Consider the following 24,514-nt stretch of genomic DNA (forward strand, 5'->3'; position numbering starts at 1 on the left):
CCGCCAGTTTGCTCATGATGGCGCGGCAGCAGGTCGACCGCCGCAGCACGCCTGGAACCCAGGCGCGCCGGCAGCCATTGCTTTGTCGACGCAATGGCCGCCGAGGAGGCGGAGATGGTTTCGGACCAAGAAGTGCCGGGCCGCTACAGGCCGGATTCCCCCAGACAGCTGCCCGGCGAAGAGCCCGAGGGCCAGCGGGTGATAGAGCGGGCGCAGGACATCAGCCTTGCGCGCGGGCCGGAGCAGGAGGGCGGCTCGCGCTGGACGCTGCCGATCCTGGTTGGGCTGCTCGTCGTCGTTCTGGTCCTGCTGGTGCTGGCCCTGAGCTAGAGCGGGATGAACTGAGGTCGGGTCAGGCCACCGCATTCGCGGGGGGCTGGCAGGACGCCGAGCGTCTTCGCGTCGCCTTTCCCGCTTGGCGGGACCTCTTCAAAATAGCTGAAGCCATTCCTCTTTTTGTCCCCCCTCCCCTCGCGGGAGGGGGGTAGGGGGAGGGGGTTTTCGAAGCTCAGAGCCGGCCCGGTCTCTGGCGATCCGGCCCCGATGGCGAAGTCTGCCCTTTGCGCATTCGCGCGCGGACGCGCGCAGACCCCTCCCCCTGCCCCCCTCCCGCCGCCAAGGGGAGGGGGGGACTCTTTTTTGTCGGGCGGTCTCTCTCTCTCTCTCTCTCTCTCTCTCTCTCTCTCTCTCTCTCTCTCTCTCACGCCACCCCGTCCTCTTCATGCATGTCGGCCCGCCGGTCGCCGGAGGAGAAGGCGATGATCGCCTGCAGCGGCTCGTCGCCGACGCAGCGCGCCCAGTGCGGCACGCCGCGCGGGATCCGGATGGCCGATCCGGGCTCCAGCGCCAGGAGCTCGTCGCCCAGCCGGTGCTCGCAGCGGCCGGAGACGACGTACAGCACCTCCTCGCAATTCGGGTGGGAGTGCAGCGGGTTGCGCTTGCCCGGCTTGATCGTCACCAGGCCGAAGGTCATCTCGGCGCCGGGCATGGCGGCGCCGGTGACGAGCCAGTCGAGGCGGCCCCAGTCGAGGATCGCGGTCTCGCGGCGGGCGGCATCGGCCACGCAGGGATGGGTGGTCATGGAAGTCGAACTCCGAAGAAGGGTCAGAGGCTGACGGTCACGCCCGCCGGCGTGCGCTGGAAGGCCTCGAACAGGGCCATGATCCGGGCGGCGTCCTGCAGCGTGCCCTTGGCGGGCGGCGTGCCGGACAAGGCGCTGTCGCAGAAATGCAGGATCTCCGGCACATAGCCTAGATAGAACAGGTTGTTGTTGTAGAGCTGGCCCAGCGAGCATTCCGGCTCCCACACGATCGGGGCCTCGTGGTCGCCCTGGATGAACGACGCGGCCCGGCCGTAGCTGGGCAGCGCCGCCCGCCGGTAATAGGTCAGCTTGACGCCGTTCTCGACCACGGCATTGGCGCGGTTGCCGATCACCTCGACCCGCTCCAGCGGGCTGGTGCCGGACTGGCCGGCGGCGAAGTGCAGGCTGCCGATGGCGCCGCTCTTGAACCGCAGCGACACCACGGCGGCGCCGTTCGCCGGCTCCCATTCGTAGCTCATCCGGTCGACCGGCCCCATCAGATGCAGGAGGATCGCGGCCGGGTGGTAGATGTGGTCGAGGAAGCTCCGCATCGCCACCAGGTCGCCCCGCCGCTCCGGCGGCGGCAGCGCCTGCGGATAGCGCACGGCGATCGAAGAGACGCGGCCGAACTCCGGGCTGTCGATGATCGATTTCAGCTTCTCGATGGTCGGGAAGAACATCTTCTTCAGCCCGGTCATGACGAAGCGTCCGTGGCGCTCGCTCGCCGCCTCGAGGTCGCGCACCTCGGCCAGGCTGGCGGCCGTGGGCTTCTCCATCCAGACATGGGCGCCGGCGGCCAGCACGTCCTGGGCCAGATCGGTCGCCTGCACCCGCCCGTCCGGATGGTAGCTGGTGACGATGAACACCACGTCGGGCGTCTCGGCCGCCAGCATCTCGCGGTGGTCGGTGTAGCTGTGGCCGGCCCCGAACAGCTGGGCGTACTGGGCGGCGCGGCCGCCATCGACGTCGCAGACCGCGGCGAGATCGACCGGGGCGTAGCGCAGCGAGGGGTAGATGTTGCGGTAGGAATGGCCGCCGGCGCCGATGAAGCAGGCCTTGAGGCGCCGCTCATACTCGAAATTGTAGGTGATGCTGGTCATGCGGTCATCCCTTGAGGGCACCCTGGGTCAGGCCTTCGGTGAAGCGGCGCTGGGTGGCGATGTAGAGGAGCACGATGGGCAGGAAGGAGATCACCGTGCCGGCGAAGACCAGGCGGTGATCGGTCGAATAGGTCCCGGCGAAGCGGACCAGGCCGAGCGGCAGGGTCTGCACCTCGGGCGAGATCAGCACCACCAGCGGCAGGAAGAAGTCGTTCCAGGTGCCCAGCGCGCTGATCACCACCAGGGCCAGCACCGCCGGGGCGGAGATCGGCAGGAAGATCCGCAGCAGGATGCGGCCGTGGCCGCAGCCGTCGACCCGCGCCGCCTCCAAGAGCTCATGCGGCACGTTGCGGAAGAAGTTCCGCATCAGGAAAACGCCGAAGGGGATGCCGTTGCCGACCTGGGCCAGAGTGATGCCCGCCAGGCTGTCCAGCAGCCCGAGGCCCGAGAGCAGCTGGTACAGCGGGATCACGATCGCCTGGATCGGCACGGTCAGGCCGAGGATCAGCAGGTAGAACAGCGCCTCGCTGCCGCGGAACCGCATCTTGGCGAAGGCGTAGCCCGCCGGGGCGCAGACCACGATCATCAGCACCACGACCGCCGCGACATTGGCCAGGCTGTTCAGGATCAGCTCGCCGAACGATCCGATCCGCCAGGCGTCGACATAGTTGACCCACATCAGCCGGTCCGGCGCCGCGAAGGGATCGGCGGTGGCGATCTCGGCCTCGGTCTTCAGGCTGGAGGCGAGCAGCCACAGGAACGGCCCCAGCAGGAAGGCGAGCGGCGGCAGCAGGCCCAGCGCCCGCCAGCGATCGGAGCGGCGGCGGCTCATCGCACCCGCTCCCGCCAGCGGTTGAAGCCGACGGTGATGGCGATCGCCATCAAGCTGAGCACGACGCAGAGCGCTGCGGCACGGCCGTGATCCTGCAACTGGAAGGCCAGCTTGTAGATGTAGGTGGTCAGCAGCTCGCTGCGGTAGAACGGCCCGCCCTGGGTCATCACCCAGATCGTGGCGAAGCCCTTCAGCCCGTTGATCAGGGCCAGCGAGGCGACGAAGGTCATGACCTCGCGCAGCCCCGGGATGGTGACGTGGCGCAGCTTCTGGAAGGCCGTGGCGCCGTCGACCTCCGCCGCGTCGTACAGGGTGCGGTCGATGCCCTGCAGCCCGGCGATGAACAGTAGCATGTACAGGCCGAAGCCCTGCCAGCTGCTGGCGAGGTTGATCGAGAACAGCACCAGGAACGACTCCGACAGCCAGCCGCGGGCCAGGCTGTCCAGGCCGAGGGTGTGGAATGCGCCGTTGATCAGGCCGAAATAGGGGTCGTAGATCTTGCTCCAGATCACGCCGACCACCGCCAGCGACACCACATGCGGCAGGAAGAAGGCGCAGCGGTAAAAGATGCGCCCGACCTTGAGCCCGGAGATCGCGAGGGCCAGGACGAAACCCAGGCCTCCCGCGAACACCAGGTGCAGCACCAGCCAGACGACGGTCTGGCGCAGCGCCTGCCAGAAGATCGGGTCGCCGGCCAGCCGGGCGTAGTTCTGCAGGCCTCCGTCCGCCGCCGCACCGGCGCCGGTGTCGGCCGCGGTGACACTGAGGCGCAGCGTGTCGGCGATCGGCAGCAGGGTGAACAGGGCGTAGAGGCCGACCGCCGGCAGCAGGAACGGGATGGCGGCCCGCAGCCCCTCCCCGCCCGGCCGGGCGGTGCTGGCCAGGAACCGCCGCCCGCCCGGCACCCGCCGCGTCGCGCTGTCGGGCAGCACCGTCACTTCGCCGCCTGCTGCATCTGGCCGTCGATCTGCGCCATGCCCGCCTCGGCCCCGATCTGGCCGCCGATCAGGCCCTGGATGACCTGCATGTAGGCCTCGAGGACATTGCCGGGCATGTAGACGCTGGGGTTGTAGCCGACGCCCTTGTCGGCCGCGGCGAAGACGCTGGCCAGCACCGGCTGGGTCGGCTTCAGACCGGCCAGGGCGCGCGGATAGACCATCCAGCTGCTGGCATGCGAGGCCCGCCGGGTCATCACCGCATCCGACAGGATGTAGTCGAGCCATTTCAGGGCGAGGTCGGGATGGCGCGAGGTCTTCGGCAGCATCCAGCTCCAGCCCACGCCGCCGGTGGCGAGGGATTCGCCGGCGAGGTCGGACGGCATCGTCGCGTAGCCGGCATTGGCCATGTCGAAGCCGGCCTTGCGGGCGTTGTTGGTGAACCAGGGCCCGGCCACCATCATCGCCGCCCGCCTGGTGAACCAGAGCCGGGCGGCGGCGTCGAGGTCGAGCCCGACCATCTGCGGCTGGACGTAGTCGGCGGCGACCAGGTCGACCAGGCGCTGCGCCCCCTTGACCATGGCCGGGTCGGTCCAGGGCCGCTTGCCCGCCAGGACCTCGCCGACGACCTGCCGGCCGGCCGACGCCTGCAGCAGGTTGCCGAACAGGTGGCCGCCATTGGCGTTGTTGCGCGGCCCGACGGTCAACGGCTGGATGCCGGCCTGCTTGATCTCGCCGAGCAGTTTGAGGAAGCCCTCATAGCTGTCCGGCATGGTCCAGCCGTGCTCGGCGAACATGTCCTTGTGGTAGAATACGCCGATGACGTCGAGCCCGTCCGGGATCTCGTAGATCTCGCCGCCGAACTGCCCCTTCAGCGTGTCGTACAGCCAGGGATACAGCTGCGCCTTCCAGCCGCGCTCGTCGTAGTAGCGGGTCAGCGGCACCACCAGCCCGGCCTTGGCGACGATGCCGACCCGGCCGACGCCGGAATTGGTCAGCACCAAATCGGGCCCGGCATCGGACTGGATCGCCGCCTGCACAGCGCCGTTGGAGATGGTGCCGGTCGGCACCATGAACTCCACCGTCACGCCGGGATTGGCCTTCTCGAAATCGGCCTTCAGGCCGGTCCAGAGATCGGCGATCACCGGGTCGGTGATCTGCTCCGGCCCCCAGATCTTGAGGGTTTCCGCCCTGGCCGGCGCGAGGCCGGCGGCGATGGCGGCGGCGACAGCCAGCCACAGGCCGAGACGTCTCAGCATTCCCAGATCCTCCCTTGTTGATCGGGTTTTGTTAATCGGACCTTGGCCTCTTGGCGGGCCGGCCCGACACGATCAGCCGGTTTCGGCCATCAGCTGCGCCATCACCGACTGGCGGACATCGGCGATGTGCTCGGCCATCAGCCGGGCGGCGAGGCCGGAATCGCGCTGACGGAAGGCGCCGAGGATGCGGTCGCGTTCGTCCGCCGCGCGCTCGGCGAAGTCCCGGCTGCGGTTGGCGATCACCCGGCACATCTGGATCTGCAGCGCCAGGCGCGACAGCGTGTCAACCAGCGCGTGGTTGTCCGACAGCTCGGCGATGAATTCGTGGAAGCGCCGGTCCTCGGCGGCATAGGCGGCCATGTCGTCCGCCCGCAGCGCCTGGACGGCGCGGTCGAGCATCGCGGCCAGCCGGTCGATGTCGCCATCCGAGGCGCGCTCGACCGCCCGCCGGGCGGCCATCGCCTCCAGCGTCTCGCGCAGGTCGTACAGGTCCTCGACATCCTTGCGCGACAGCTGGCGCACGAAGAAGCCGCGATAGGGCCGGATCTCGATCAGCCCTTCCCGCTCCAGCGTGCCGATCGCCTCGCGGAACGGGGTGCGGCTGGTCGACAGCCGTTCGACCAGCTTCTTCTCGTCGATCGCGGCCCCGGCCGGCAGCTCGCCGCTGACGATCATGCGGACCAGCTCGTCGCGGATCCGCTCGCGGAGGGTGAGGTGTTTTTCAGCGCTCATGAGGGCCACCCTATCCGGCTTGTGAATAATACACAATATGCAATATGCTTTTTGGAAACTGAACGACAGGGAGGGAAGAGACATGGCGGTGCTGGTGATCGGGACCTGCGACACGAAGGCGGCGGAGCTGGCTTATGCCCGCGACTGCGTCCGGGCGGCCGGCGTGGCGGCGCAGCTGGTCGATGTCGGCACCCGCGGCGGCGGTGAGGCGGCCGATGTGAGCGCGGCCGAGGTCGCCGGCCATCATCCGGAGGGCGCCGCCGCGGTGCTGGGCGCCGGCGACCGCGGCGTAGCGGTGACGGCGATGGCGGCCGCGCTGACCCGCTACCTGGCGACGCGCGACGACATCGATGCCGTGCTGGGCCTGGGCGGCACCGGCAACACCGCGCTGGTCACGGCCGCGTTGCGCGCCCTGCCGGTCGGGCTGCCGAAGCTGATGGTGTCGACCGTTGCCTCCGGCAATGTCGCACCCTATGTCGGGGCGACGGACATCACCATGATGCATTCGGTGGTCGACATCGCCGGGCTCAACGCGATCAGCCGGCGGGTGATCGCCAACGCCGCCCATGCGGTGGCCGGCATGGCGACATGGCGGGCCGCGTCCGGCGCGGGCGACCGGTCGGCGATCGGCATTACCATGTTCGGCGTCACCACCCCCTGTGTCACCGAGGTCCGGCGCCTGCTGGAGCAGGACCATGACTGTCTGGTGTTTCACGCCACCGGCACCGGCGGCCAGTCAATGGAGAAGCTGGCAGATGGCGGATTCCTGCGCGGCGTGATCGACGCCACCACCACCGAGGTCGCGGATTTCCTGGTCGGCGGCGTCTTCCCCTGCACCGAGGACCGGTTCGGCGCCATCGCCCGCACCGGCCTGCCCTATGTCGGGTCGACCGGCGCCGTCGACATGGTGAATTTCGGGGCGATGGAGACGGTGCCGGAGAAATTCCGCGGCCGGCGCCTGCATGTCCACAACGCCCAGGTGACGTTGATGCGGACCACGCCGGAGGAGAATGCGGCGATCGGCGCCTGGATCGCCGCGCGGCTCAACCTCTGCCCCGGGCCGGTAAGGGTCCTGCTGCCGCTCGGCGGCGTCTCGGCCATCGACGCGCCGGGCCAGCCCTTCCACGACCCCGTCGCCGACGAAGCCCTGTTCCAGGCGCTGGGCCGCGACCTGCGGCAGACCGCCGACCGGCGGCTGATCGAGCTGCCGCTGCACATCAACGACCCGGACTTCGCCGCCGCCCTGGTGCGCGAGTTCCGCGCCATCGCCCATCATTGATCCTGAGGATCCCGGAATGACCCGTTTCGCCCGCGCCGACCTCCTGGCCAAGTTCCGCGGCATGGTCGAGCGCCGCGAGCCGATCGTCGGCGGCGGCGCCGGCACCGGCCTCTCCGCCAAATGCGAGGAGGCCGGCGGCATCGACCTGATCGTGATCTACAACTCCGGCCGCTACCGCATGGCCGGCCGCGGCTCGCTGGCCGGCCTCCTCGCCTATGGCAACGCCAACGAGATCGTGGTCGAGATGGCGCGCGAGGTGCTGCCGGTGGTGAAGCACACCCCGGTCATCGCCGGGGTCAACGGCACCGATCCGTTCCTGCTGACCGATCATTTCCTGGCCGAGCTCAAGGCCATGGGCTTCGCCGGGGTGCAGAACTTTCCGACCGTCGGGCTGATCGACGGCACCTTCCGCCAGAACCTGGAGGAGACCGGCATGGGCTACGGGCTCGAGGTCGAGATGATCGCCCGCGCCCATGCCCTCGACCTGCTGACCACGCCCTACGTGTTCTCGGCCGCGGAGGCGGTGGCGATGGCGCAAGCCGGAGCCGACATCATCGTGCCGCATATGGGCCTGACCACCGGCGGGTCGATCGGCGCCGAGACGGCGAAGACTCTGGACGATTGCGTCGCCCTGGTCGATGAGTGGGCCGCGGCGGCGCTGGCGGTGCGGCCGGACATCATCGTGCTGTGCCATGGCGGCCCGATCGCGATGCCCGAGGATGCCGCCTATGTCCTGCAGCGCTGCCGCCACTGCCACGGCTTCTACGGCGCCAGCTCGATGGAGCGCCTTCCCACCGAACAGGCCCTCACCGCCCAGACCCGCGCCTTCAAGCAGGTCTCGTTCTGACAGCCAGGCTCACTTTCCCTGCGGCACCCAGGCCGCCGGGACCCTGCGGTCCTGCACAGGCAGCGGGCTATCGCGGCCCGGCGCCTGCCAGCCGAGCTGCGGCAGGATGTGGCGCACCGCGTCGCCCAGGATCTGCTCGTATTCGAAGGGCCGGAACTCGTAGGGCAGCTCCAGCCGCAGCTCCGACACCTCGGCCAGCACCGGGTCGCGGGCCAGGGCCTCGAGGATCTGGTCCGAGGTCCCGACCAGATCCGGCGCGAACAGGGTGCTCCGCTCGCCCTGCGGCGCCAGCGTCCGCTCGCGCCGGCCAGCGGCGTATTCGGCATAACGGGCCCGGGTCCAGTCATCGGCGCTGTCGAACGGCACGATCACCCGGCCCAGGGCCACGCGGGCCGGGCGCGCCCCGCGCCAGGCCTCGCGATAGACGTCGAGCTGCCGCCGCTGCGCGGCGAAGAAATCGTCGGTGTCCTCGCCCGAGGTGACGTTGCCGATCAGCAGGTTGAGGCCGGCGCGTCCGGCCCAGCCGGCGGAGCGCAACGACCCGCCGCCATACCACAGCCGGTCGACCAGCCCCTCGGCGACGGGCTGCAGCCGGGGTCGGTGCCGGCCGGCGGCGTTGACCACGACCCGGTCCGGTTCGCCGAGATAGGCGCCGCGGAGGTTGTCGGCCAGGCGCTCCACCCGGCCATAGGATAGGTCGTAGCCGGTCCAGTCGCCGTCGAAGACCCGCGGCCCCAGCAGATCGGCATGCGGCGGCACGCCGGCGCTGAGCCCGACATTCAGCCGCCCGCCCGACAGCACGTCGACGGTGGCGAGATCCTCGGCCAGCCGGAACGGGCTTTCGTAGCCGATCTGAATCACCGCGGTGCCGAGCTGGATGCGGCGGGTGCGCTGGCTGGCCGCGGCCAGGAACACGGCGGCCGAGGAAACGCCGGGCTCGAGATGCCGCTGCCGGATCCAGGCGCTGTCGAAGCCGAGCCGCTCGCCGTAGGCGAAGAGGCGCAGCGCCTTCTCCAGCCCGTCCTGCGGGTCGGCCTCCGGGAAACTGCCGGGGGTCAGGAACCCGGCATGGTCGATCGATGCCATGATGCGGTCCTCGTCAGAACTTCGGCAGGCCGGGCGGGTTGGTGCGCGACCGGTCGATCGCCTCGGCGGAGAGGTTCCAGCGCGCCAGCGATCCGGCGTATCTGCCGTCCGCGATCAGCGCGTTGATCGCGGCGGTGAAGGCATCGGCCAAGCCGCTGCCGCGGCGGGTGGTGATGCCGGTCTCGGCATCCAGCGGCCAGCCGGAGCTGACCGTCCCGACCGGCTTGAGGCTGCCGTCGCGGGCTTGATAGGCCAGGGACGCGTTGACGCTGAACAGGGCGTCGGCCCGCCCGGCCTGGATCGCCAGACCCCAGGCGGCCTGGTCGTCATAGTATTGCAGCTCGGCCGGGGCCAGGCCCCGGGCCACGTTCTGCCGGTCCCATTCCAGCAGGATCCGCTCCTGATTGGTGCCGGACGAGGTGATGATCCGCAGGCCGGCGATGTCCTTCGGCTCCTTCAGCGTGGCGATCGGGCTGTCGGATTTCACATAGAAGCCGTGCAGGCCCTTGCGGTAGCTTGAGAAGTCGAAGCGCTGCTTGCGCTCCTCGGTCACGCCGACATTGGAGATCACGGCGTCGTACCTGCCCGAGGCCAGGCCCAGCGGCCAGTCCGCCCAGGCCACCGCCACGATCTTCAGCTTCAGCCCCAGCAGGTCGGCGACGAGCTGGGCCAGGTCCGGATCGGCGCCGATGACGGTCCGCGCATCGGTGGCATAGGTGGCGATCGGCGGCTGGCCCGGCGCCACCGCCACGGTCAGGACGCCGTCCTCGGCGAATCGGAAATCCTTCGGAATCGTGGCGGCGATCGCCGCGTCCTTCTCGGCCCGCAGGCGGCCCGGCTGCTCCGGGCTGAGGTCGAGGCTCTGAGCCAGGGCCGGCGCGACGCCGGCGGCCAAGGCCACGACCAGGGCGGCGACCGCCCGTCTGGAGACCAATCCGAACATTCTGTCCCTCCTGGGGCCGCGGTCGATGACGATCATGCCGGTCAATGTACGGACTCAGTTGACAGTAGGAAATTACATATGCGCAATAGATATGTTGAAACTGCAATTTATGCAGATTTTAACTGTTGTATCTGATTGGCGGACCGGCAGGCGGTCCGGCGCACCCAGGCAGCGACAGCCGATTGCGAGAGCCCTTGACCAGCCGAGACATCGACCTGCAGGACCGCCCGCGCCTTCTGCCCCGCCTGGCGGACGCCGTGCCCGACGCTATCCGGCGCCGCGACCAGGCGGAGGCGCGGGACTATTCCCGCCACCGGGTCGTCGGCGCCCGCCATCCCGGCCGCACCGCCGGCAGCCTCGCCGCAGCGGCCGTCATCATCGCGGTGCTGCACTCGATCCTGACCAACGAGCGCTGGGAATGGGGTGTCTTCGCCGAGTGGTTCTTCGCCGAGCCGGTGATGGACGGGCTGGGCCGCACCATCCTGCTGACGGCCGTCGGCTCCGCTCTCGGCTTCCTCTTGGGCACCGGGCTGGCGCTGGCCCGGGTGTCGAAGTCGCCGCTGCTGTCCGGCCTGGCCTGGGGCTACATCTGGCTGCTGCGGTCGATCCCGCTGATCGTGCTGCTGCTGATCCTGTTCAACCTGGGTTACCTGTACGAGTCGGTGCGGCTGGGCATCCCCTTCACCGACATCGTGTTCGAATACCCGACGGTCTCGCTGCTCGGCCCCTACGCCGCGGCGATCCTGGGCCTGAGCCTGAACCAGGCCGCCTTCTCGGCCGAGATCATCCGCGGCGGCATCCTGTCGGTCGACCAGGGCCAGCTGGAGGCCGCGGCGGCGCTGGGCTTGCCGCGGCGCCGCCAGGCCTTCCGCATCGTCCTGCCGCAGGCGATGCGGGCGATCCTGCCGACCGCCTTCAACGAGCTGATCGGCTTGGCCAAGGGCACGTCCATGGTCTACGTGCTCGCCCTGCCGGAGCTGTTCTACACGGTGCAGGTGATCTACCGCCGCAACCTGGCGGTGATCCCGCTGCTGATGGTCGCGACCGTCTGGTACCTGATCATCATGATCGTGCTGTCGGTCATCCAGTTCTACATCGAGCGGCACTTCGCCCGCGGCGCGCTGCGCACCCTGCCACCGACGCCGATCCAGCGGCTGCGCGCGTGGCGCGCCGGCCGCCAGGCCGAGCCGGTCGCGGCCGAGCCTGTCGCGGCCCTGCCGGTCGTCGCGGCGCCGGTGCCGCCCCAGCCCGTCTGGCAGCCCCTGTCCGCCGGCCGCGGCGAGGTGCGGATCCAGGGCGTGTCGAAGAGCTTCGGGTCGCTGAAGGTGCTGGACGAGGTCAGCCTGACCATCCCGTCCGGCGACGTCACCGTGATCCTCGGCCCCTCCGGCTCCGGCAAGTCGACGCTGCTGCGCAGCATCAACCATCTGGAGAAGGTCGATGCCGGCTTCATCACCGTCGACGGCGCGCTGCTGGGCTATCGCGAGCGCGGCGACATCCTGTACGAGCTGAAGGAGGCCGAGATCCTGAAGCGCCGGGCCGATGTCGGCATGGTGTTTCAGACCTTCAACCTGTTTCCGCATCTGACGGTGCTCGAGAACGTGATCGAGGCGCCGGTCGCGCTCCGCTGGCGGTCGAAGGCCGAGGCGACCGAGGAGGCCTTGATCCTGCTGGCCCGCGTCGGCCTCAGCGACAAGACGCAGGCCTATCCGCGCCAGCTGTCCGGCGGCCAGCAGCAGCGCGTCGCCATCGCCCGCGCCCTGGCGCTGAAGCCCAAGGTGCTGCTGTTCGACGAGCCGACCTCCGCCCTCGACCCCGAGTTGGTCGGCGAGGTGCTGGACGTGATCCGCGCCCTGGCCAAGTCCGGCACCACGCTGGTGATCGTCACCCATGAGATCGGCTTCGCCCGCGAGGTCGCCGACAGCGTCGTGTTCATGGATGCCGGCCGGATCCTGGAGCAGGGCCCGCCATCCCAGGTCTTCACCGCGCCCAAGCACCCCAGGACCGCCGAGTTCCTGGCCAAAGTGCTCTAGCCGCTTCCCGGCCCCGCCGCCGGGTTCCCCACGCCGCCGCTGCCCGCCGGCCGTCCCATGGCCGGCCCCATCAGACCAGAGATCAGGAGCCCACCAATGTCCATCCGCCGGAATGCGGCCGCCGCAGCCATCGGCATCGCCGCCCTTCTCACCGCCGCCCTCCTCACCACAACGGGCGCCGAGGCGCAGACCAAGGCCTTCGACCTCACCCCGGAGCAGACCGGCCGAATCCACACCCAGAAGGTCGATGCGGCGGCCGCCGCCGTCTCGCCCGACTTCAAATTCGTCAAGGACGGGGTGTTCACCGTCGGCGTCAGCGTCGGCGACCCGCCGCTGAACACCTATGCCTCGGACGCCAAGACCGTGGTCGGCACCGATGCCGATCTCGCCTCGCTGGTGGCCGAGGCGCTGGGGCGGAAGGTCGAGTTCGTGCCGGTGGCCTGGGCCGATTGGCCGCTGGGCCTGGTCTCGGGAAGGTTCGACGCCGTGATCAGCAACGTCACGGTGACCGAGGAGCGCAAGCAGCGCTTCGACTTCTCCTCCTACCGCCAGGACGTGCTCGGCGCCTATGTCGCGCTGAACAGCCCGATCAAGTCGATCAAGGAGCCGAAGGACATCGCCGGGCTCAAGGTCATCGTCGGCGCCGGCACCAACCAGGAGAAGATCGTGGTCGAGTGGGACCGCCAGAATGTGGCGGCGGGGCTGAAGCCGGCGGAGTTCCTGTATTTCGACGACAACGGCGCGTCCCAGCTGGCGCTGACCTCCGGCCGCGCCGATGTCGAGATCAACCCGAACTCCCGCCTGGCCTATGCCGCGGCGGTCAGCGGCAAGACCCGCCCGGTCGGAATCATCAACGGCGGCTGGCCGCTGACGGCGGAGATCGCGATCACCACGCGCAAGAGTGCCGGCCTGGCCGACGCCCTGACCCTGGCGATCAACGCGCTGATCGCCAACGGCACATACCGCGCGGCGCTGGAGCGCTGGAACCTGACCGACGAGGCGATCGAGCAGTCGCGCACCAACCCGCCCGGCCTGCCGAAGGTCTGAGCCAGAACCTGCGGCCGCGACCGTCGCGGCCGCCCTTCCCCGCCCCGAACAGGCAACACCGCGATGACCGACAGCTTCCTTTACACCACGCCGCTGGACCCGCTGGCGCAGCCGCTGATCCAAGCCCTGACCTGGGAATACGCAACCCGCTATGGCGATTACTGGGGCGAGCCGGCCGGGGCGGAGATGAGCCGCTATCCGGCCGAGCTGTTCGCACCGCCGGACGGCGCCTTCCTGCTGCTGCTGCGCGACGGCGCCGCCATCGCCGGCGGCGCCTTCAAGCGCTATGACGAGCACACTGCGGAGATGAAGCGGGTCTGGACCCATGCCGACCTGCGCCGCCAGGGCCTGGCGCGCCGGGTGCTGGTGGAGCTGGAGACCCAGGCGGCGCGGCAGGGCTACAGCCGGATCTACCTGACCACCGGCTTCCGCCAGCCGGAGGCCGCGAACCTGTATCTCCGCTCCGGCTACACCGCCCTGTTCGACACCGCGATCGACCCCGAGATCCACGGCAAGCTGCCTTTCGAGAAGGACATCAGCGCCCTGGCGCCGGCGGTGCGCCGGACGGCGTGATCCACGCTCCACCATCATTGCGAGGAGGCGAAGCCGACGAAGCAATCCAGGAGTCGGTGCGAGCGGCCACTGGATTGCTTCCCCGGCTCAAGACCGACGTCGCAATGACGATGAGGAGCGAGAGCCCTATGCCACCAGGTACCGCTCCGCCAGGGCCACCCAGTAGCGGGCGGCGACGGGCAGGATCTCGTCGTTGAAGTTGTAGTGCGGGCTGTGCAGCGCGGCGCTGTCGCCGTTGCCGAGAAAGAGATAGCTGCCCGGCCGCTCCTCCAGCATGTAGGCGAAATCCTCGCTGGCGGTGATCGGCGGGAACACGGCCTCGATCCGGTCGGCGCCGAACTGCTCCGCCGCCACCTGGCGCGCGAACTCCGTCTCCGCCGCATGGTTCACCAGCACCGGATAACCGCGCAGATACTCGATCTCGGCGACCGCGCCGTAGCTCTCGGCCTGGGCCTTCGCCAGGGCGGTGATGCGCGCCTCGATCCGGTCCCGCACCTCGGGCCGGAAGGTGCGGACGGTCAGCTGCAGTTCGACCGCGTCCGGGATCACATTCGCCGCGGTGCCGCCATGGATGGCGCCGACTGTCACCACCGCGGCGTCGAGCGGGCTGACATTGCGCGACACCACGCTCTGCAGCGCCATCACCAGCGAGGCCGAAGCGACCACTGAATCAATGGTCTGCTGCGGCACGGCGCCATGGCCGCCGCGGCCGACCACGCGGATCGTCACCCGGTCGACCGCGGCCATGGCAGGGCCGGCGATGAAGCCGAACTGTCCCAGCGGCACGCCGGGCCAGTTGTGCAGCCCGTAGACGGCGTCGCAGAGGAAGCGCTCGAACAGCCCGTCCCGGATCATCCGCCGGGCGCCGGCGCCGCCCTCCTCCGCCGGCTGGAAGATCAGGTGCAGCGTGCCGGAGAAGCCGCGCCGCTCGGCCAGCACCCGGGCGGCGGTCAGCAGGCTGGCGGTGTGCCCGTCATGGCCGCAGGCATGCATCACCCCGGCCGTGCCGCTGGCATAGGGCAGGTTCGTGGCCTCGAGGATCGGCAGCGCGTCCATGTCGGCGCGGATGGCGATGCGGCGCGAGCCGTTGCCCAGAGCCAGCGTGCCGACCACGCCGGTGCCGCCCAGGCCGCGATGGACCTCGTAACCCCAGGCGGTCAGCGCCTGCGCCACCAGGTCGCCGGTGCGCCGCTCGCGATAGGCCAGCTCCGGGTGGCGGTGCAGGTCGCGGCGCAGCGCCACCATCGCCTCGCGATGCGTCTCGACGCCCGCGGCGATATCGGATCCGGTCATGCCGCCCCCGCCTGGACCAGCGCGAGGCCCTCCGTCTCCGACCGTTTCAGCTCGGCCACCTCGAGGTCGCGGTAGATCTCCGGCAGCAGGATCTTGCGCAGAAACACCATCTCTTCGCCCCGGCTGCTGGGCTGACGGTGGAACGCCTGGTAGCCGCGGCGCTCATAGATGCCGCGCAGCCAGGGGTGGCGCGTCGCCGTCGCCAGGTACACGGCCGGCGCCTTGACGCGGTCGCGCAGGAAGTCGTCCTCGACATGCTGCAGCAGGGCCGAGCCGACGCCCTGCCGCTTCAGTCGCGGCGCCACCGCGAACCAGTGGATGAAGGGGTAGCTCGCCAGGTGCCTCTCTCCGACCGGCCAGGGAAAGCGTACCGACACGGTGGCGACCGCCCCCCCGTCGCGCTCCAGCAGGAAGGTGGTGTGGCGCTCGACCGTGCGCCGCACCAGCTCGAGATCGGCGGTCACTGCCGTGAAGCGGATGCCCATCTCGCGCAAGGGCTGGTACGCCGCGCGCAGAAGGTCGAGCACGGCCGGCGCGTCGTCCGGGCCGGCGATACGGATGGAGTCGGCCATCAGCGGCCGCCCTGCCCAGCCACCGCCCGCTCCCGCGCCGGCTCTCCGGCATAGCGGCTCTCGCGATAGGGCAGGCCGAGATGATCGCGCAGGGTGGTGCCGCGCAGCACCGGGTCGAAATGGCCGCGCTCCTGCAGCACCGGCAGGATGTGGCGGATGAAATCATCCTGCCCCTGGCCCAGCACCGGGAAGCCGAGAATGAAGCCGTCGGCCGCCCCCTCCTCCACCCAGCGGATCAGCTCGTCGGCCACCGTCTCCGGCGTGCCGATCAGGGTCCGCCGCGTCGCCGTCTCCAGCGCCACCTCGCGCAGGGTCAGGTTGCGCTCCTTCGCCGTGCGCTTGATCCCGTCGGTGGTGGCGCGGAAGCTGTTCTTGCCGATGTCGCCCAGGTCCGGGAACGGCCCGTCCAGCGGGTACTGGCTGAAATCGTGATGGTCGAAGAAGCGGCCGAGATACAGCAGCGCCTCGTCGACCGACAGCAGATCGCGGACAGCGCGGTACTTCTCCTCCGCCTCGGCCGCCGTGGCGCCGACGATCGGGCCGATGCCGGGGAAGATCTTGACGTCGTCGGGCCGGCGGCCATGCGCCACCGCACTGTCCTTGACCCGGCTGTAGAAGACCTTGGCGTCCTCGATCGGCCCGCCATTGGTGAACACCGCGTCGGCATGGTGCCCGGCCAGCCGGATGCCGTCATCCGAGGCGCCGGCCTGGAACAGCACCGGCTGGCCCTGGGCCGACCGGCCGATGTTCAACGGACCCTCGACCGAGAAGAACCGGCCCTTGTGATCCAGCCGGCGCATCTTGGCGAAGTCGACGAAGCGGCCGGTGGCGCGGTCGCGGATGAAGGCGTCGTCGTCCCAGCTGTCCCACAGGCCCTTCACGACCTCGAGATATTCCTGGGCGATCTCGTAGCGCAGCCCGTGCTCCGGATGCTCGCGGCTGTAGTTGCGGCCGGAGCCTTCGAGCGGCGAGGTCACGGCGTTCCAGCCCGCCCGCCCCCCACTGATGGCGTCGATGGTGGCGAATTGCCGGGCGACGGTGAACGGGTCGCTGTAGGAGGTCGACAGCGTGCCGACCAGCCCGATCTTCGAGGTCACCGCAGCCAGCGCCGACAGGATCGAGATCGGCTCGAACCGGTTCAGGAAGTGCGGGATCGACTTCTCGTTGATGTAGAGGCCGTCGGCGATGAAGGCGAAGGCGATGCCGGCGGCTTCGGCCTTGCGGGCATTGTCCAGATAGAAGCCGAAATTGACGCTGGCATCGGCCGGCACGCTGGGGTGCTTCCACGCATTCATGTGGCCGCCGGGGCCCTGCAGCATGACGCCGAAGGTGATCTGACGCTTGCTCATCGGATGATGTCCTTGGATGCGGGGCTCAGGCCGCGGCGGCGGTGAAATGCGCCCGGGCCAGCAATTCGACCGAGGCGAGGCGCTCCTCGCCGTCGGCGATCGGGGTGTCGATGACGAATTCGCGCACGCCGTGCTGCCGGTGCAGCCGCTCCAGCTCGGCCCGCACGTGTTCGGCGGTGCCGTGGATCACGCTCGGCGTCTTCTCCTCGATCCGGTATTCGCGGGCGCCGGCCTGACGGACGAACTCCTCGGCCTGGGCGACGCTGCCGACGGTGACGCTCTGACCGGTGTCGACATGCACCTTGAACATGCGCAGGCCCGCGGCCAGCCGCTCGGCCCGCGCCTCGGTGTCGGCCGCGATCACCGCAACGGCCAGCAGCGGCGCCCTGCCGTCGCCGACGGCGCGGTAGGCGGCGAAGACGCGCTCCAGCAGCGACGGGTCGCCGTTCAGGTGGCCGGCATGGACGAAGGCCCAGCCCTCGGCCGCCGCCAGCTGCGCGCTCTCGACGCTGGCGCCCAGCAGGAAGCGCTCGGCCTTGACGGCCGGCCGGGGCGTGGCGACGACGCCGGCCAGCGGGTCGGCGTCGGCGATGGTGTCGTCGAGAAAGGCGTCCAGCTGCGCCAATTGCTCGGCGAAGGACGGCCTGCGCTGCGGGTCGATCGCGGCCTGCAGCGCCCGGGTCGACAATGGCAGCCCTCCCGGCGCCTTGCCCACGCCGAGATCGACCCGCCCCGGCGCCAGCGCCGCGAGCAGGTTGAAGTTCTCGGCCACCTTGTACGGGCTGTAATGCTGCAGCATGACGCCGCCGGACCCGACGCGGATGCGCGTGGTGTGGGCCAGAAGATAGGCGATCAGCACCTCGGGCGAGGGGCTGGCCAGCCGCGGCGTGTCGTGATGCTCAGCCACCCAGAAGCGGTGGAAGCCCCAATGCTCCGCCCGCCGCGCCAGGGCGACGGTGCGCGCCAGCGCCTCGGTCGCGCCCTCGCCGTCGGCGACCGGGCTCTTGTCGAGCAGGCTCAACAGATAACTCATGCCGATCATCCCCGGGATGACGTGCGGGCAGCGCCATGACGGGCCGTCATGGACACGAAGATTCGTGTTGTTATCTCAATAAATACACACTCTACTGTCAATAGAATATAAATTAAACAAACTTATATCGTCCAATCTGATCCGCTCCAGGAGAGTTCCATGAGACGCCTCACGGCGCCGCTGCTCGGCGCCCTCTTGCTTCTGCCTGCCCTCGGCACCGCCTTCGCCGGCACGCCGCGCGACACCATCGTCGTGGCCAAGCAGATCGACCAGTTCATCTCGCTGGACCCGGCCGAGGCCTTCGAGCCGGGCGTCGGCGAGGTAACCGGCAACCTGTACGACCAGCTGGTCAGCTATCGCAGCGCCACCGACCCGACGATCGTCGGCGACCTGGCCGAATCCTGGTCGGTCGCCGATGACGGGCTGACCTACCGCTTCACGCTGAAGCCCGGTCAGGCCTTCGCCAGCGGCAACCCGGTGACGGCGCAGGATGCCGCCTGGTCGCTGCAGCGTGCGGTGCGGCTGAACAAATCGCCGGCCTTCATCCTGACCCAGTTCGGCTTCACTGCCGACAACGCCGCGGACCGGATCCGGGCGGCCGACGACCGCACGCTGGAGCTCCGGATCGACCGGCCGGTGGCGCCGACCTTCTTCCTCAACACCCTGACCGCCACCGTGGCCTCGGTGATCGACGCCAAGACCGTGCAGGCGAACGAGGCGCAGGGTGACCTCGGTAATGGCTGGCTGAAGGCCCACAGCGCCGGCACCGGCCCCTATGCGGTGCAGCGCTGGGTGCCGAATGAGCGGGTGGTGCTGGAGGGCAACCCGCACTGGCAAGGCACGGGGCCGAAGACGCCGCACCTGGTGATCCTGCATGTGCCGGAGCCGGCCAGCCAGCGGCTGCTGCTGGAGAAGGGCGATGTCGACTATGCCCGCGACCTGACCCGCGACCAGATCCTGGCCCTGAAGGATGCGCCCGGCGTGGCATTACAGAGCGAGGCCGGCGACCCGCTGCTCTATCTCGGCCTGAACCAGTCCAACCCGAACCTCGCTAGGCCCGAGGTGCGCGAGGCGCTGAAATGGCTGGTCGACTACCAGGGCATCGAGGCCAGCCTGCTGAGCGGCACCTGGACGGCGCATCAGAGCTTCCTGCCGACCGGCTATCTCGGCGCCATCGACGACGCGCCGTACCGTCTGGACGTCGACCGGGCCAAGGCGCTGCTGGCCCGCGCCGGCCTGGGCGACGGCTTCGCCGTCACCATCGACGTGCGCAACGTGGCGCCCTTCGCCGACATCGCCCAGGCGCTGCAGGCCAGCTTCGCCAAGGCCGGTATCCGGCTGGAGATCCTGCCCGGCGACGGCAAGCAGACCATCACCAAATATCGCGCCCGGCAGCACGACATCTACATCGGCACCTGGGTGCCGGACTACCGCGACCCGCACAGCAATGCCGACGCCTTCGCCTTCGACCGGGATGTCAACGACGCCGACGCGCCGAAGACTCTGGCCTGGCGCAACCGCTGGGAAGATGCCGACTGGAACCGGACCGTGACCGAGGCGCTGCGCGAGCCGGACGCGGCCAGGCGCGCCGCCCTCTACGGCCAACTGCAGCGCGAGGTGCAGGCCGAGGGGCCCTATGTCCTGCTGTTCCAGCAGACCCTGGTGGCCGCGCACCGCGCCACCGTCGAAGGCCTGATCCTGCAGCCGAAGACCAGCTACGCCGCCGTGGTCAAGGCCGAGTGATCGCTGTCGGGCCGGCTAATCCGACGCGCTGACGCGCCGGGTGACGGTGAAGCGGCGGTCGAGATCGGGGCTGAGCTCCAGGCCCAGCCCCGGCCCCGGCGGCACGGTGATCATGCCGTTGGTCACCTCCGGCACCGCGGTCACCAGGTCGCAGTACCAGGTGCGGTAGAAGGCCCGCACGCTTTCCTGTACCAGCGCGTTGGTCGCGTTCAGCGACAGATGGGTCGAGGCTGCCAGCACCACCGGTCCGGTGCAGTCATGCGGCGCCACCGGCAGGCGCCAGGCCTCGGCCATGGCGGCGATCTTCCGGGCTTCGGAAATGCCGCCGCACCAGGACAGGTCGAGCATGACGATGCCGGCCGCGTCGGTCTGCAGCAGGTCACGGAAGCGCCAGCGCGTGGCCAGCGTCTCCGAGGCGCAGACCGGCGCAATCGATGCCTCGCTGTAGCGCTTGAGGTCGGCCAGCGAATCCATCCGGATCGGGTCTTCGTGCCAGAAGGTGTTGTAGGGCGCGAGCGCGCGGGCGATCTGCATCGCCGGCAGCAGCTGCCACATCGAGTGGAACTCGACCATGATGTCGATCTTGTCGCCGACCCGCCTGCGGATCTTCTCGAAGGGCTGCAGCGCGGCCTTGAGGTCCTCGGCGCTGATATACTGGCCGCCGGTCTTCTCCGCCGCGACGTCGAAAGGCCAGATCTTCATCGCCGTGATGCCCTCGGCCAGCAGATCCTCGGCGAGGTCGTCGGCACGGGTCATGAAGGCATCGAGATCGGCGTAGCGGGTGGGGTCCTTGTCCAGCCCGTAATTGGCGACGGTCTGGCCCCCCTCCTTCATATAGGCGGTGCCGGCGCAGGTGTTGTAGGTGCGGATCTCGTTACGCGTGAAGCCCCCGAGCAACTGGGCGATCGGCTGGCCGGTGGCCTTGCCGAACAGGTCCCACAGGGCGATGTCGACGGCCGAGTTGCCGCGCATCTCGACGCCGGTCGAGGCGAAGCCGACATAAGGGATCAGCGCCTGCGAGATCCGGTCGATCGCCAGCGCGTCGCGGCCGAGCAGCAGCGGCGCCGCGGTCTCGTGCAGATAGGCCTCGACCGCGGCCGCGCCGAAGAAGGTCTCCCCCAGCCCGACCAGGCCGTCATCGCCATGGACCTGGACCCAGCAGAGTTGGGGATGCTGCTTGACCCGGATGGTCTCGATCCTGCTGATCTTCATCGTCGCCCCGTTGCTGCCGCCGGCGAGCAGCACGCTGACAGTGCTGTCGAAATGCGCCGCCATCTGAACCTGTTCTCGAGGCGCCGATCAAGGTCTGAGGTTTCTGCCCGAACTGTCCGGCCGTCCGGAGTGTTGACCGATCGGACAGCATGAAAGGACCGATCCATGGGGGTGACCATCAGGCCGCAGGTCGGCGCGCTTCCCGTCCGTTTCGACGAGGATGGTACCCTCGAGATCCTCCTGATCACCAGCCGCCGTTCGCGGAAGTGGATCATCCCCAAGGGCAATCCGATGAGGCGCCTGGCCCCGCATCAAGCCGCCGCCCGCGAGGCGTTCGAGGAGGCCGGCGCCATCGGGGCGATCGAGGGCCGGTCCCGCGGGCACTACCGCCATCGCAAGCGCAAGGCGCGGCGGCAGATCCGCTGCCAGGTGGCCGTCTATGTCATGACCGTGGAGCGGCGCCTGGAGCGGTTTCCGGAACTGGGCGAGCGCGCCGTCCGCTGGTTCAAGGTCGACGACGCCCGGGAAGTTATCCGGAACCGGAAGCTGAGGGAGCTGATCGCCCGGGTCTCGGCGGAGCTCGTCTCCTCCTTTCGCCCGTTGGCTGAACTGCCCGACTGAAGCAGCCGGCATCCCGAGATGCGGCCCGATCGATCGGGCCGCATCTTGGTAGAAGCTAACGATGCGTCCTGCGGCCCAGGCAGACCCCGACGCAGAGCGCCGCCGCCATCGCCGACCAGGGGTTGCGCCGCACCAGCCCCGCAGCCTTGGCGGCCCGGGACTCGGCGATGGCGGCGACATCCTCCCGCAGCCTGGCGATGTCGCGGCGGAGCTGCCATAGCTTCGCCTCGGTGATCGAGGCGTCCTTGCCGGCCGCCTGTTCCAAACCGATGCCGGTCCCGTCCGGGCTGGCCGCGGGGGACCCGGTGTTGCCGTCAGTCTCGACCATGGTATCGCTCCTGCCCTGTTCCTCGGATCGCCCGGGGCGGCCGGTGATCAATGGGTCCGGCCGGCCCGGCCGGAGTGCCCGTTCTTCTTGCCGCGCGCCTTCCTGCCGCCGGACGAAGGCGCGTCGTCCGAAGGGTCCCAGGACATCGGATGCGGGATGTCGTCATAGTTTGTCCACGGGTCGCCGGGTTCGCCCTCAGCCGCCGAGATCTCGCCGCTGCGCTGCTGGCTCAGCTTCTTCTCGACCTTGTCGCCGTCGGTTTCGGCCTCGACGTCGCGGTCGCCATGCAAGGCTTCGCCCTGGGTCACCCCGACATTGGCGACCGGGTCGGCGACGTACAGCCAGTCACGGCCGAACGGTCCCTCCGCGCCTTCGTTCCACGGGCCGCGCTGGTCCTCGCCCTGCGACATGTTGTAGGCGGTCGCGACATGGCGCGGGTCGCCCTGCAGGATCCCCGGCGGGAAGTTCGGCTGGATGGTTTCCAGCGCGGCCTCGAACTGCCGGAAATGCGTGATCTCGCGGGTCATCAGGAACCGCAGGGTCTCGCGCACATAGGGATCGTCGGTGAACTTCAGCAGGTACTCGTAGACGATCTTGGCGCGGGATTCGGCGGCGATATTGGAGCGGAGGTCGACCGTCAGGTCGCCATTGGCGTTGACATAGGCGCCGCTCCAGGGATTGCCCTGGCTGTCCTCCAGCAGCGGACCGCCGCCGCTGAGGGTGGCGAAGTGCGGCATCGCCAGGGCCTCGTGGATAAGACTATCCCGCGCCGCGCTGCCGCCTTCGGCCAGGCTCGGCAGGCCGCTGACGTCGAGCGCGTTCTTCAGCTCGCCGTTCACGCCCTTCAGCAGCATGGTGATGGTGGCGCCGACGATCTCCAGATGCGACAGCTCCTCGGTCGCGGTGTCCATCAGCAGGTCGTATTTGTCGGGATAGGGTTTGCGGGCGGCATAGGCCTGGACGAAGTACTGCATCGCCGCCTTCAGCTCGCCGTTGCCGCCGCCGAACTGCTCCAGCAGCAGCCTGGCGAAGCGGGGATCGGGCTCGGAGACCCGGGCGTTGAACTGCAGCTGCTTGATATGAATGAACATGGTCTGCCTTTCCGGGTGAGACGTCAGCGTTTGGCGGTGGCGCCGATTTCCGAACGGCCGAGATACTCCTGGGTGAGGGCGGGCATCTGTTCCCAGATCCAGTCGCCCATATCCTCCTCTTCACGCTGGATTCGCTCGCAGGTCTCGGCGATGCCGGGCTCGCCGGCTTCCCGCGCGGCGGCTGCGAGCATGCGGTAGCTCGCCGCCTCGAATTGCTCGAAGGAATAGCTGCCGAGGGCGTGCTTCAGCACCTCGTCCTCGCTCATGGCGTGGAACATGCCCTGGACATTGGCGATGGTCTTCTGGGTCAGGTCCTTCAGGGCGGAGGGGTCGGAGCCCAGCTTGTTCAGGCACTCCTCGACCGCATCGCGCTGGCGATGGGTTTCCTCGAGATGCGCTTGAACCTTGGCGCGGGCTTGCGGATAGGTCTCCAGCCGGCTGGCCTGAGTTTCGAGGAGCGAGACCGCCTGGCTCTCCATCGCATAGGCGTCGCGCAGCCAGTGAACAAGATGCTCGCGGGCGTCGGTCATGGCCGTCTCCTGTCAGGGGAATCGCTAGGGTGCCAATGGCGCCGGCAGCCAACGCGTTCCGCTTCAGTCGATCGGCCAGGCGGGTGATACGGCCTTGCTCCCCCGGCTCAGGCCCGGGCGTAGCTGTCGCGGAGGCGCAGCACCGCTTCCAGCGACCGGGTGACGGCGGCCTCGTACAGCTTCGCCCCGGCCTCGGCGGTGGCGTCGGACGGGCGGCCGATCACCCCGTTCGGGTTGATTTCCTCGAAGCCGCGCCAGACCGTGATCGGGCTGGGGGAATAGAGATGCGGGTCGGGCCAGCAGGAGGGCGTGCCGCCGGCCGGGATCGCCTCCGCCCGCGCCGAGCCGGGGAACAGGTGCAGCATCAGCGATGTCTCCAGCGCGCAGGCATGGCCGCAGCCCTGGTCGGCATCGGGCAGGATCGCCGCCGCGTCCTCGCGGATCAGGTCGAAATAGGAGAAGGCGGCGCTGCGCACGCCGTCGGCGCCGAGCTCAGCCACCGCCACCTGCAGCGCGCCGCGGTTGCCGCCGTGGCCGTTCAGCACGATCGGGAAGAACCCGTCGCGGGCCAGCGACCGGCAGACATCGACCACGATGGCGATGAAGGTTGATGGCCGCAGGCTGGTCGTTCCCGGAAAGGCCAGGTGATGCGCCGAGGAGCCGTAGGAGATCGGCTCCGCCACCCGGACCGACGGGTCGCGGCCGGCGACGCCGAGCGCCACCGCGGTCGCCAGCCAGATGTCGACGCCGGTGGCGAGATGCGGCCCGTGCTGCTCGACCGCGCCGGTCGGCACCAGCACCGCGCCGCGGGCCTTGCCGAGGTCGCCGAGCTCCGGCGACGGGCTCCAGGCCAGGCGGCCGGGGCCGGGGGTGAAGGGAGGCGAGGCCATCGATCCATGAAACACCATATCCCGCGCTCCCTCCAGCGACGACCTGCCCCTGACCACGATGAAACAAGCTTGCATTCGCCTCCATTATCGATATCGTTATCAATA

25 protein-coding genes are annotated in these 24,514 nt (G+C 69.4%); 8 read left to right on the forward strand and 17 right to left on the reverse strand.

Translation table 11 applies throughout. From position 1 onward, the window contains the following. Positions 1-114: 114 nt before the first annotated feature. Positions 115-330: a hypothetical protein gene (locus QFZ27_RS33350; protein ID WP_429230763.1), complete on the forward strand. Its 216-nt coding sequence runs from the start codon at positions 115-117 to the stop codon at positions 328-330. 370 nt (positions 331-700) lie between these two features. Here QFZ27_RS33350 and QFZ27_RS33355 read toward each other — a convergent pair whose 3' ends face one another. From QFZ27_RS33355 to QFZ27_RS33380, 6 genes are all read right to left on the reverse strand, one after another. Beyond that, positions 701-1,081, reverse strand: coding sequence for a cupin domain-containing protein (locus QFZ27_RS33355; protein WP_429230764.1), 381 nt, complete (start codon positions 1,079-1,081; stop codon positions 701-703). A 23-nt stretch (positions 1,082-1,104) separates the two neighbouring features. Next, the gene (locus QFZ27_RS33360; RefSeq protein ID WP_429230765.1) at positions 1,105-2,181 is read right to left on the reverse strand and encodes a Gfo/Idh/MocA family protein; all 1,077 of its coding nucleotides are present in this window, start codon (positions 2,179-2,181) and stop codon (positions 1,105-1,107) included. Between the two features lie 4 nt (positions 2,182-2,185). Continuing rightward, the gene (locus tag QFZ27_RS33365) at positions 2,186-3,013 is read right to left on the reverse strand and encodes a carbohydrate ABC transporter permease (RefSeq protein ID WP_429230766.1); all 828 of its coding nucleotides are present in this window, start codon (positions 3,011-3,013) and stop codon (positions 2,186-2,188) included. Continuing rightward, positions 3,010-3,951: a carbohydrate ABC transporter permease gene (locus QFZ27_RS33370; protein WP_429230767.1), complete on the reverse strand. Its 942-nt coding sequence runs from the start codon at positions 3,949-3,951 to the stop codon at positions 3,010-3,012. Before QFZ27_RS33370 ends, QFZ27_RS33365 begins: the two co-directional genes overlap by 4 nt. After that, positions 3,948-5,207, reverse strand: a complete 1,260-nt coding sequence (locus QFZ27_RS33375) for an ABC transporter substrate-binding protein (protein ID WP_429230768.1) — start codon at positions 5,205-5,207, stop codon at positions 3,948-3,950. Before QFZ27_RS33375 ends, QFZ27_RS33370 begins: the two co-directional genes overlap by 4 nt. A 72-nt stretch (positions 5,208-5,279) precedes the next feature. Next, a complete protein-coding gene (locus QFZ27_RS33380; protein WP_429230769.1) occupies positions 5,280-5,939 on the reverse strand; it encodes a GntR family transcriptional regulator in 660 nt (219 codons plus the stop codon). Between the two features lie 82 nt (positions 5,940-6,021). Here QFZ27_RS33380 and QFZ27_RS33385 point away from each other — a divergent pair, with 82 nt between their 5' ends. Together QFZ27_RS33385 and QFZ27_RS33390 are read left to right on the forward strand one after the other, a co-directional pair. Next, positions 6,022-7,218, forward strand: coding sequence for a Tm-1-like ATP-binding domain-containing protein (locus QFZ27_RS33385; protein WP_429230770.1), 1,197 nt, complete (start codon positions 6,022-6,024; stop codon positions 7,216-7,218). Positions 7,219-7,234: 16 nt separating this feature from the next. Then, a complete protein-coding gene (locus tag QFZ27_RS33390) occupies positions 7,235-8,065 on the forward strand; it encodes a phosphoenolpyruvate hydrolase family protein (protein WP_429230771.1) in 831 nt (276 codons plus the stop codon). A 9-nt stretch (positions 8,066-8,074) separates the two neighbouring features. Here the strand turns inward: QFZ27_RS33390 and QFZ27_RS33395 are convergent, their stop codons facing one another. Both QFZ27_RS33395 and QFZ27_RS33400 read right to left on the reverse strand, forming a co-directional pair. Next, on the reverse strand, positions 8,075-9,151 hold the full coding sequence (locus QFZ27_RS33395) for an LLM class flavin-dependent oxidoreductase (protein WP_429230772.1): 1,077 nt from the start codon (positions 9,149-9,151) through the stop codon (positions 8,075-8,077). A 13-nt stretch (positions 9,152-9,164) separates the two neighbouring features. Continuing rightward, a complete protein-coding gene (locus QFZ27_RS33400; protein ID WP_429230773.1) occupies positions 9,165-10,094 on the reverse strand; it encodes an ABC transporter substrate-binding protein in 930 nt (309 codons plus the stop codon). 194 nt (positions 10,095-10,288) lie between these two features. Between QFZ27_RS33400 and QFZ27_RS33405 the strand changes: the two genes are divergently transcribed. The 3 genes from QFZ27_RS33405 (at position 10,289) to QFZ27_RS33415 (ending at position 13,747) form a co-directional block, all read left to right on the forward strand. Further along, the gene (locus QFZ27_RS33405; protein WP_429230774.1) at positions 10,289-12,127 is read left to right on the forward strand and encodes an amino acid ABC transporter permease/ATP-binding protein; all 1,839 of its coding nucleotides are present in this window, start codon (positions 10,289-10,291) and stop codon (positions 12,125-12,127) included. A 96-nt stretch (positions 12,128-12,223) separates the two neighbouring features. Next, positions 12,224-13,174 carry an ABC transporter substrate-binding protein gene (locus tag QFZ27_RS33410; RefSeq protein ID WP_429230775.1) on the forward strand — a complete coding sequence of 317 codons (951 nt, stop codon included), beginning with the start codon at positions 12,224-12,226 and terminating at the stop codon, positions 13,172-13,174. Positions 13,175-13,237: 63 nt separating this feature from the next. Next, positions 13,238-13,747, forward strand: coding sequence for a GNAT family N-acetyltransferase (locus QFZ27_RS33415; protein WP_429230776.1), 510 nt, complete (start codon positions 13,238-13,240; stop codon positions 13,745-13,747). A 126-nt stretch (positions 13,748-13,873) separates the two neighbouring features. Here QFZ27_RS33415 and QFZ27_RS33420 read toward each other — a convergent pair whose 3' ends face one another. Genes QFZ27_RS33420 through QFZ27_RS33435 form a run of 4 tightly spaced genes read right to left on the reverse strand, consistent with a single transcriptional unit; the run spans position 13,874 to position 17,994 of the window. Then, the gene (locus QFZ27_RS33420) at positions 13,874-15,040 is read right to left on the reverse strand and encodes a M20 aminoacylase family protein (protein WP_429230777.1); all 1,167 of its coding nucleotides are present in this window, start codon (positions 15,038-15,040) and stop codon (positions 13,874-13,876) included. Then, positions 15,037-15,612, reverse strand: a complete 576-nt coding sequence (locus tag QFZ27_RS33425; RefSeq protein ID WP_429230778.1) for a GNAT family N-acetyltransferase — start codon at positions 15,610-15,612, stop codon at positions 15,037-15,039. The genes QFZ27_RS33420 and QFZ27_RS33425 overlap by 4 nt, the downstream gene beginning before the upstream one ends. Beyond that, the gene (locus QFZ27_RS33430; protein WP_429230779.1) at positions 15,612-16,961 is read right to left on the reverse strand and encodes an LLM class flavin-dependent oxidoreductase; all 1,350 of its coding nucleotides are present in this window, start codon (positions 16,959-16,961) and stop codon (positions 15,612-15,614) included. The genes QFZ27_RS33425 and QFZ27_RS33430 overlap by 1 nt, the downstream gene beginning before the upstream one ends. A 25-nt stretch (positions 16,962-16,986) precedes the next feature. After that, complete coding sequence (locus tag QFZ27_RS33435; protein ID WP_429230780.1) at positions 16,987-17,994, reverse strand: LLM class flavin-dependent oxidoreductase; 1,008 nt, start codon at positions 17,992-17,994, stop codon at positions 16,987-16,989. Between the two features lie 159 nt (positions 17,995-18,153). Here QFZ27_RS33435 and QFZ27_RS33440 point away from each other — a divergent pair, with 159 nt between their 5' ends. Next, positions 18,154-19,737: an ABC transporter substrate-binding protein gene (locus QFZ27_RS33440; RefSeq protein WP_429230781.1), complete on the forward strand. Its 1,584-nt coding sequence runs from the start codon at positions 18,154-18,156 to the stop codon at positions 19,735-19,737. Positions 19,738-19,752: 15 nt separating this feature from the next. On the opposite strand, the gene QFZ27_RS33445 is transcribed toward QFZ27_RS33440, so the two are convergent. Next, positions 19,753-21,012: a mandelate racemase/muconate lactonizing enzyme family protein gene (locus QFZ27_RS33445; protein WP_429230782.1), complete on the reverse strand. Its 1,260-nt coding sequence runs from the start codon at positions 21,010-21,012 to the stop codon at positions 19,753-19,755. A gap of 102 nt (positions 21,013-21,114) precedes the next feature. Here QFZ27_RS33445 and QFZ27_RS33450 point away from each other — a divergent pair, with 102 nt between their 5' ends. Then, a complete protein-coding gene (locus QFZ27_RS33450) occupies positions 21,115-21,570 on the forward strand; it encodes an NUDIX hydrolase (protein ID WP_429230783.1) in 456 nt (151 codons plus the stop codon). Positions 21,571-21,625: 55 nt separating this feature from the next. Here the strand turns inward: QFZ27_RS33450 and QFZ27_RS33455 are convergent, their stop codons facing one another. The 4 genes from QFZ27_RS33455 to QFZ27_RS33470 all read right to left on the reverse strand — a co-directional run bounded on the left by QFZ27_RS33455 (position 21,626) and on the right by QFZ27_RS33470 (position 24,427). Continuing rightward, on the reverse strand, positions 21,626-21,898 hold the full coding sequence (locus QFZ27_RS33455; protein WP_429230784.1) for a hypothetical protein: 273 nt from the start codon (positions 21,896-21,898) through the stop codon (positions 21,626-21,628). A 47-nt stretch (positions 21,899-21,945) separates the two neighbouring features. After that, a complete protein-coding gene (locus QFZ27_RS33460; protein ID WP_429230785.1) occupies positions 21,946-22,989 on the reverse strand; it encodes a manganese catalase family protein in 1,044 nt (347 codons plus the stop codon). A gap of 23 nt (positions 22,990-23,012) precedes the next feature. After that, on the reverse strand, positions 23,013-23,519 hold the full coding sequence (locus tag QFZ27_RS33465) for a ferritin-like domain-containing protein (protein WP_429230786.1): 507 nt from the start codon (positions 23,517-23,519) through the stop codon (positions 23,013-23,015). Between the two features lie 107 nt (positions 23,520-23,626). Further along, positions 23,627-24,427: a creatininase family protein gene (locus tag QFZ27_RS33470; protein ID WP_429230787.1), complete on the reverse strand. Its 801-nt coding sequence runs from the start codon at positions 24,425-24,427 to the stop codon at positions 23,627-23,629. Positions 24,428-24,514: the final 87 nt, after the last annotated feature.

It is taken from the genome of Inquilinus ginsengisoli (assembly GCF_050434925.1).
In the GTDB taxonomy this organism is placed as follows: Bacteria; Pseudomonadota; Alphaproteobacteria; order DSM-16000; family Inquilinaceae; genus Inquilinus; species Inquilinus ginsengisoli_B.

What these genes read in the sequence shown, in the direction of transcription:
- QFZ27_RS33350 (WP_429230763.1), top strand. Translation starts at nt 115, where the DNA reads ATGGTTTCGGACCAAGAAGTGCCGGGCCGCTACAGGCCGGATTCCCCC.
- QFZ27_RS33355 (WP_429230764.1), bottom strand. Translation starts at nt 1,081, where the DNA reads ATGACCACCCATCCCTGCGTGGCCGATGCCGCCCGCCGCGAGACCGCG.
- QFZ27_RS33360 (WP_429230765.1), bottom strand. Translation starts at nt 2,181, where the DNA reads ATGACCAGCATCACCTACAATTTCGAGTATGAGCGGCGCCTCAAGGCC.
- QFZ27_RS33365 (WP_429230766.1), bottom strand. Translation starts at nt 3,013, where the DNA reads ATGAGCCGCCGCCGCTCCGATCGCTGGCGGGCGCTGGGCCTGCTGCCG.
- QFZ27_RS33375 (WP_429230768.1), bottom strand. Translation starts at nt 5,207, where the DNA reads ATGCTGAGACGTCTCGGCCTGTGGCTGGCTGTCGCCGCCGCCATCGCC.
- QFZ27_RS33380 (WP_429230769.1), bottom strand. Translation starts at nt 5,939, where the DNA reads ATGAGCGCTGAAAAACACCTCACCCTCCGCGAGCGGATCCGCGACGAG.
- QFZ27_RS33385 (WP_429230770.1), top strand. Translation starts at nt 6,022, where the DNA reads ATGGCGGTGCTGGTGATCGGGACCTGCGACACGAAGGCGGCGGAGCTG.
- QFZ27_RS33390 (WP_429230771.1), top strand. Translation starts at nt 7,235, where the DNA reads ATGACCCGTTTCGCCCGCGCCGACCTCCTGGCCAAGTTCCGCGGCATG.
- QFZ27_RS33395 (WP_429230772.1), bottom strand. Translation starts at nt 9,151, where the DNA reads ATGGCATCGATCGACCATGCCGGGTTCCTGACCCCCGGCAGTTTCCCG.
- QFZ27_RS33400 (WP_429230773.1), bottom strand. Translation starts at nt 10,094, where the DNA reads ATGTTCGGATTGGTCTCCAGACGGGCGGTCGCCGCCCTGGTCGTGGCC.
- QFZ27_RS33410 (WP_429230775.1), top strand. Translation starts at nt 12,224, where the DNA reads ATGTCCATCCGCCGGAATGCGGCCGCCGCAGCCATCGGCATCGCCGCC.
- QFZ27_RS33415 (WP_429230776.1), top strand. Translation starts at nt 13,238, where the DNA reads ATGACCGACAGCTTCCTTTACACCACGCCGCTGGACCCGCTGGCGCAG.
- QFZ27_RS33420 (WP_429230777.1), bottom strand. Translation starts at nt 15,040, where the DNA reads ATGACCGGATCCGATATCGCCGCGGGCGTCGAGACGCATCGCGAGGCG.
- QFZ27_RS33425 (WP_429230778.1), bottom strand. Translation starts at nt 15,612, where the DNA reads ATGGCCGACTCCATCCGTATCGCCGGCCCGGACGACGCGCCGGCCGTG.
- QFZ27_RS33430 (WP_429230779.1), bottom strand. Translation starts at nt 16,961, where the DNA reads ATGAGCAAGCGTCAGATCACCTTCGGCGTCATGCTGCAGGGCCCCGGC.
- QFZ27_RS33435 (WP_429230780.1), bottom strand. Translation starts at nt 17,994, where the DNA reads ATGAGTTATCTGTTGAGCCTGCTCGACAAGAGCCCGGTCGCCGACGGC.
- QFZ27_RS33440 (WP_429230781.1), top strand. Translation starts at nt 18,154, where the DNA reads ATGAGACGCCTCACGGCGCCGCTGCTCGGCGCCCTCTTGCTTCTGCCT.
- QFZ27_RS33445 (WP_429230782.1), bottom strand. Translation starts at nt 21,012, where the DNA reads ATGGCGGCGCATTTCGACAGCACTGTCAGCGTGCTGCTCGCCGGCGGC.
- QFZ27_RS33450 (WP_429230783.1), top strand. Translation starts at nt 21,115, where the DNA reads ATGGGGGTGACCATCAGGCCGCAGGTCGGCGCGCTTCCCGTCCGTTTC.
- QFZ27_RS33455 (WP_429230784.1), bottom strand. Translation starts at nt 21,898, where the DNA reads ATGGTCGAGACTGACGGCAACACCGGGTCCCCCGCGGCCAGCCCGGAC.
- QFZ27_RS33460 (WP_429230785.1), bottom strand. Translation starts at nt 22,989, where the DNA reads ATGTTCATTCATATCAAGCAGCTGCAGTTCAACGCCCGGGTCTCCGAG.
- QFZ27_RS33465 (WP_429230786.1), bottom strand. Translation starts at nt 23,519, where the DNA reads ATGACCGACGCCCGCGAGCATCTTGTTCACTGGCTGCGCGACGCCTAT.
- QFZ27_RS33470 (WP_429230787.1), bottom strand. Translation starts at nt 24,427, where the DNA reads ATGGTGTTTCATGGATCGATGGCCTCGCCTCCCTTCACCCCCGGCCCC.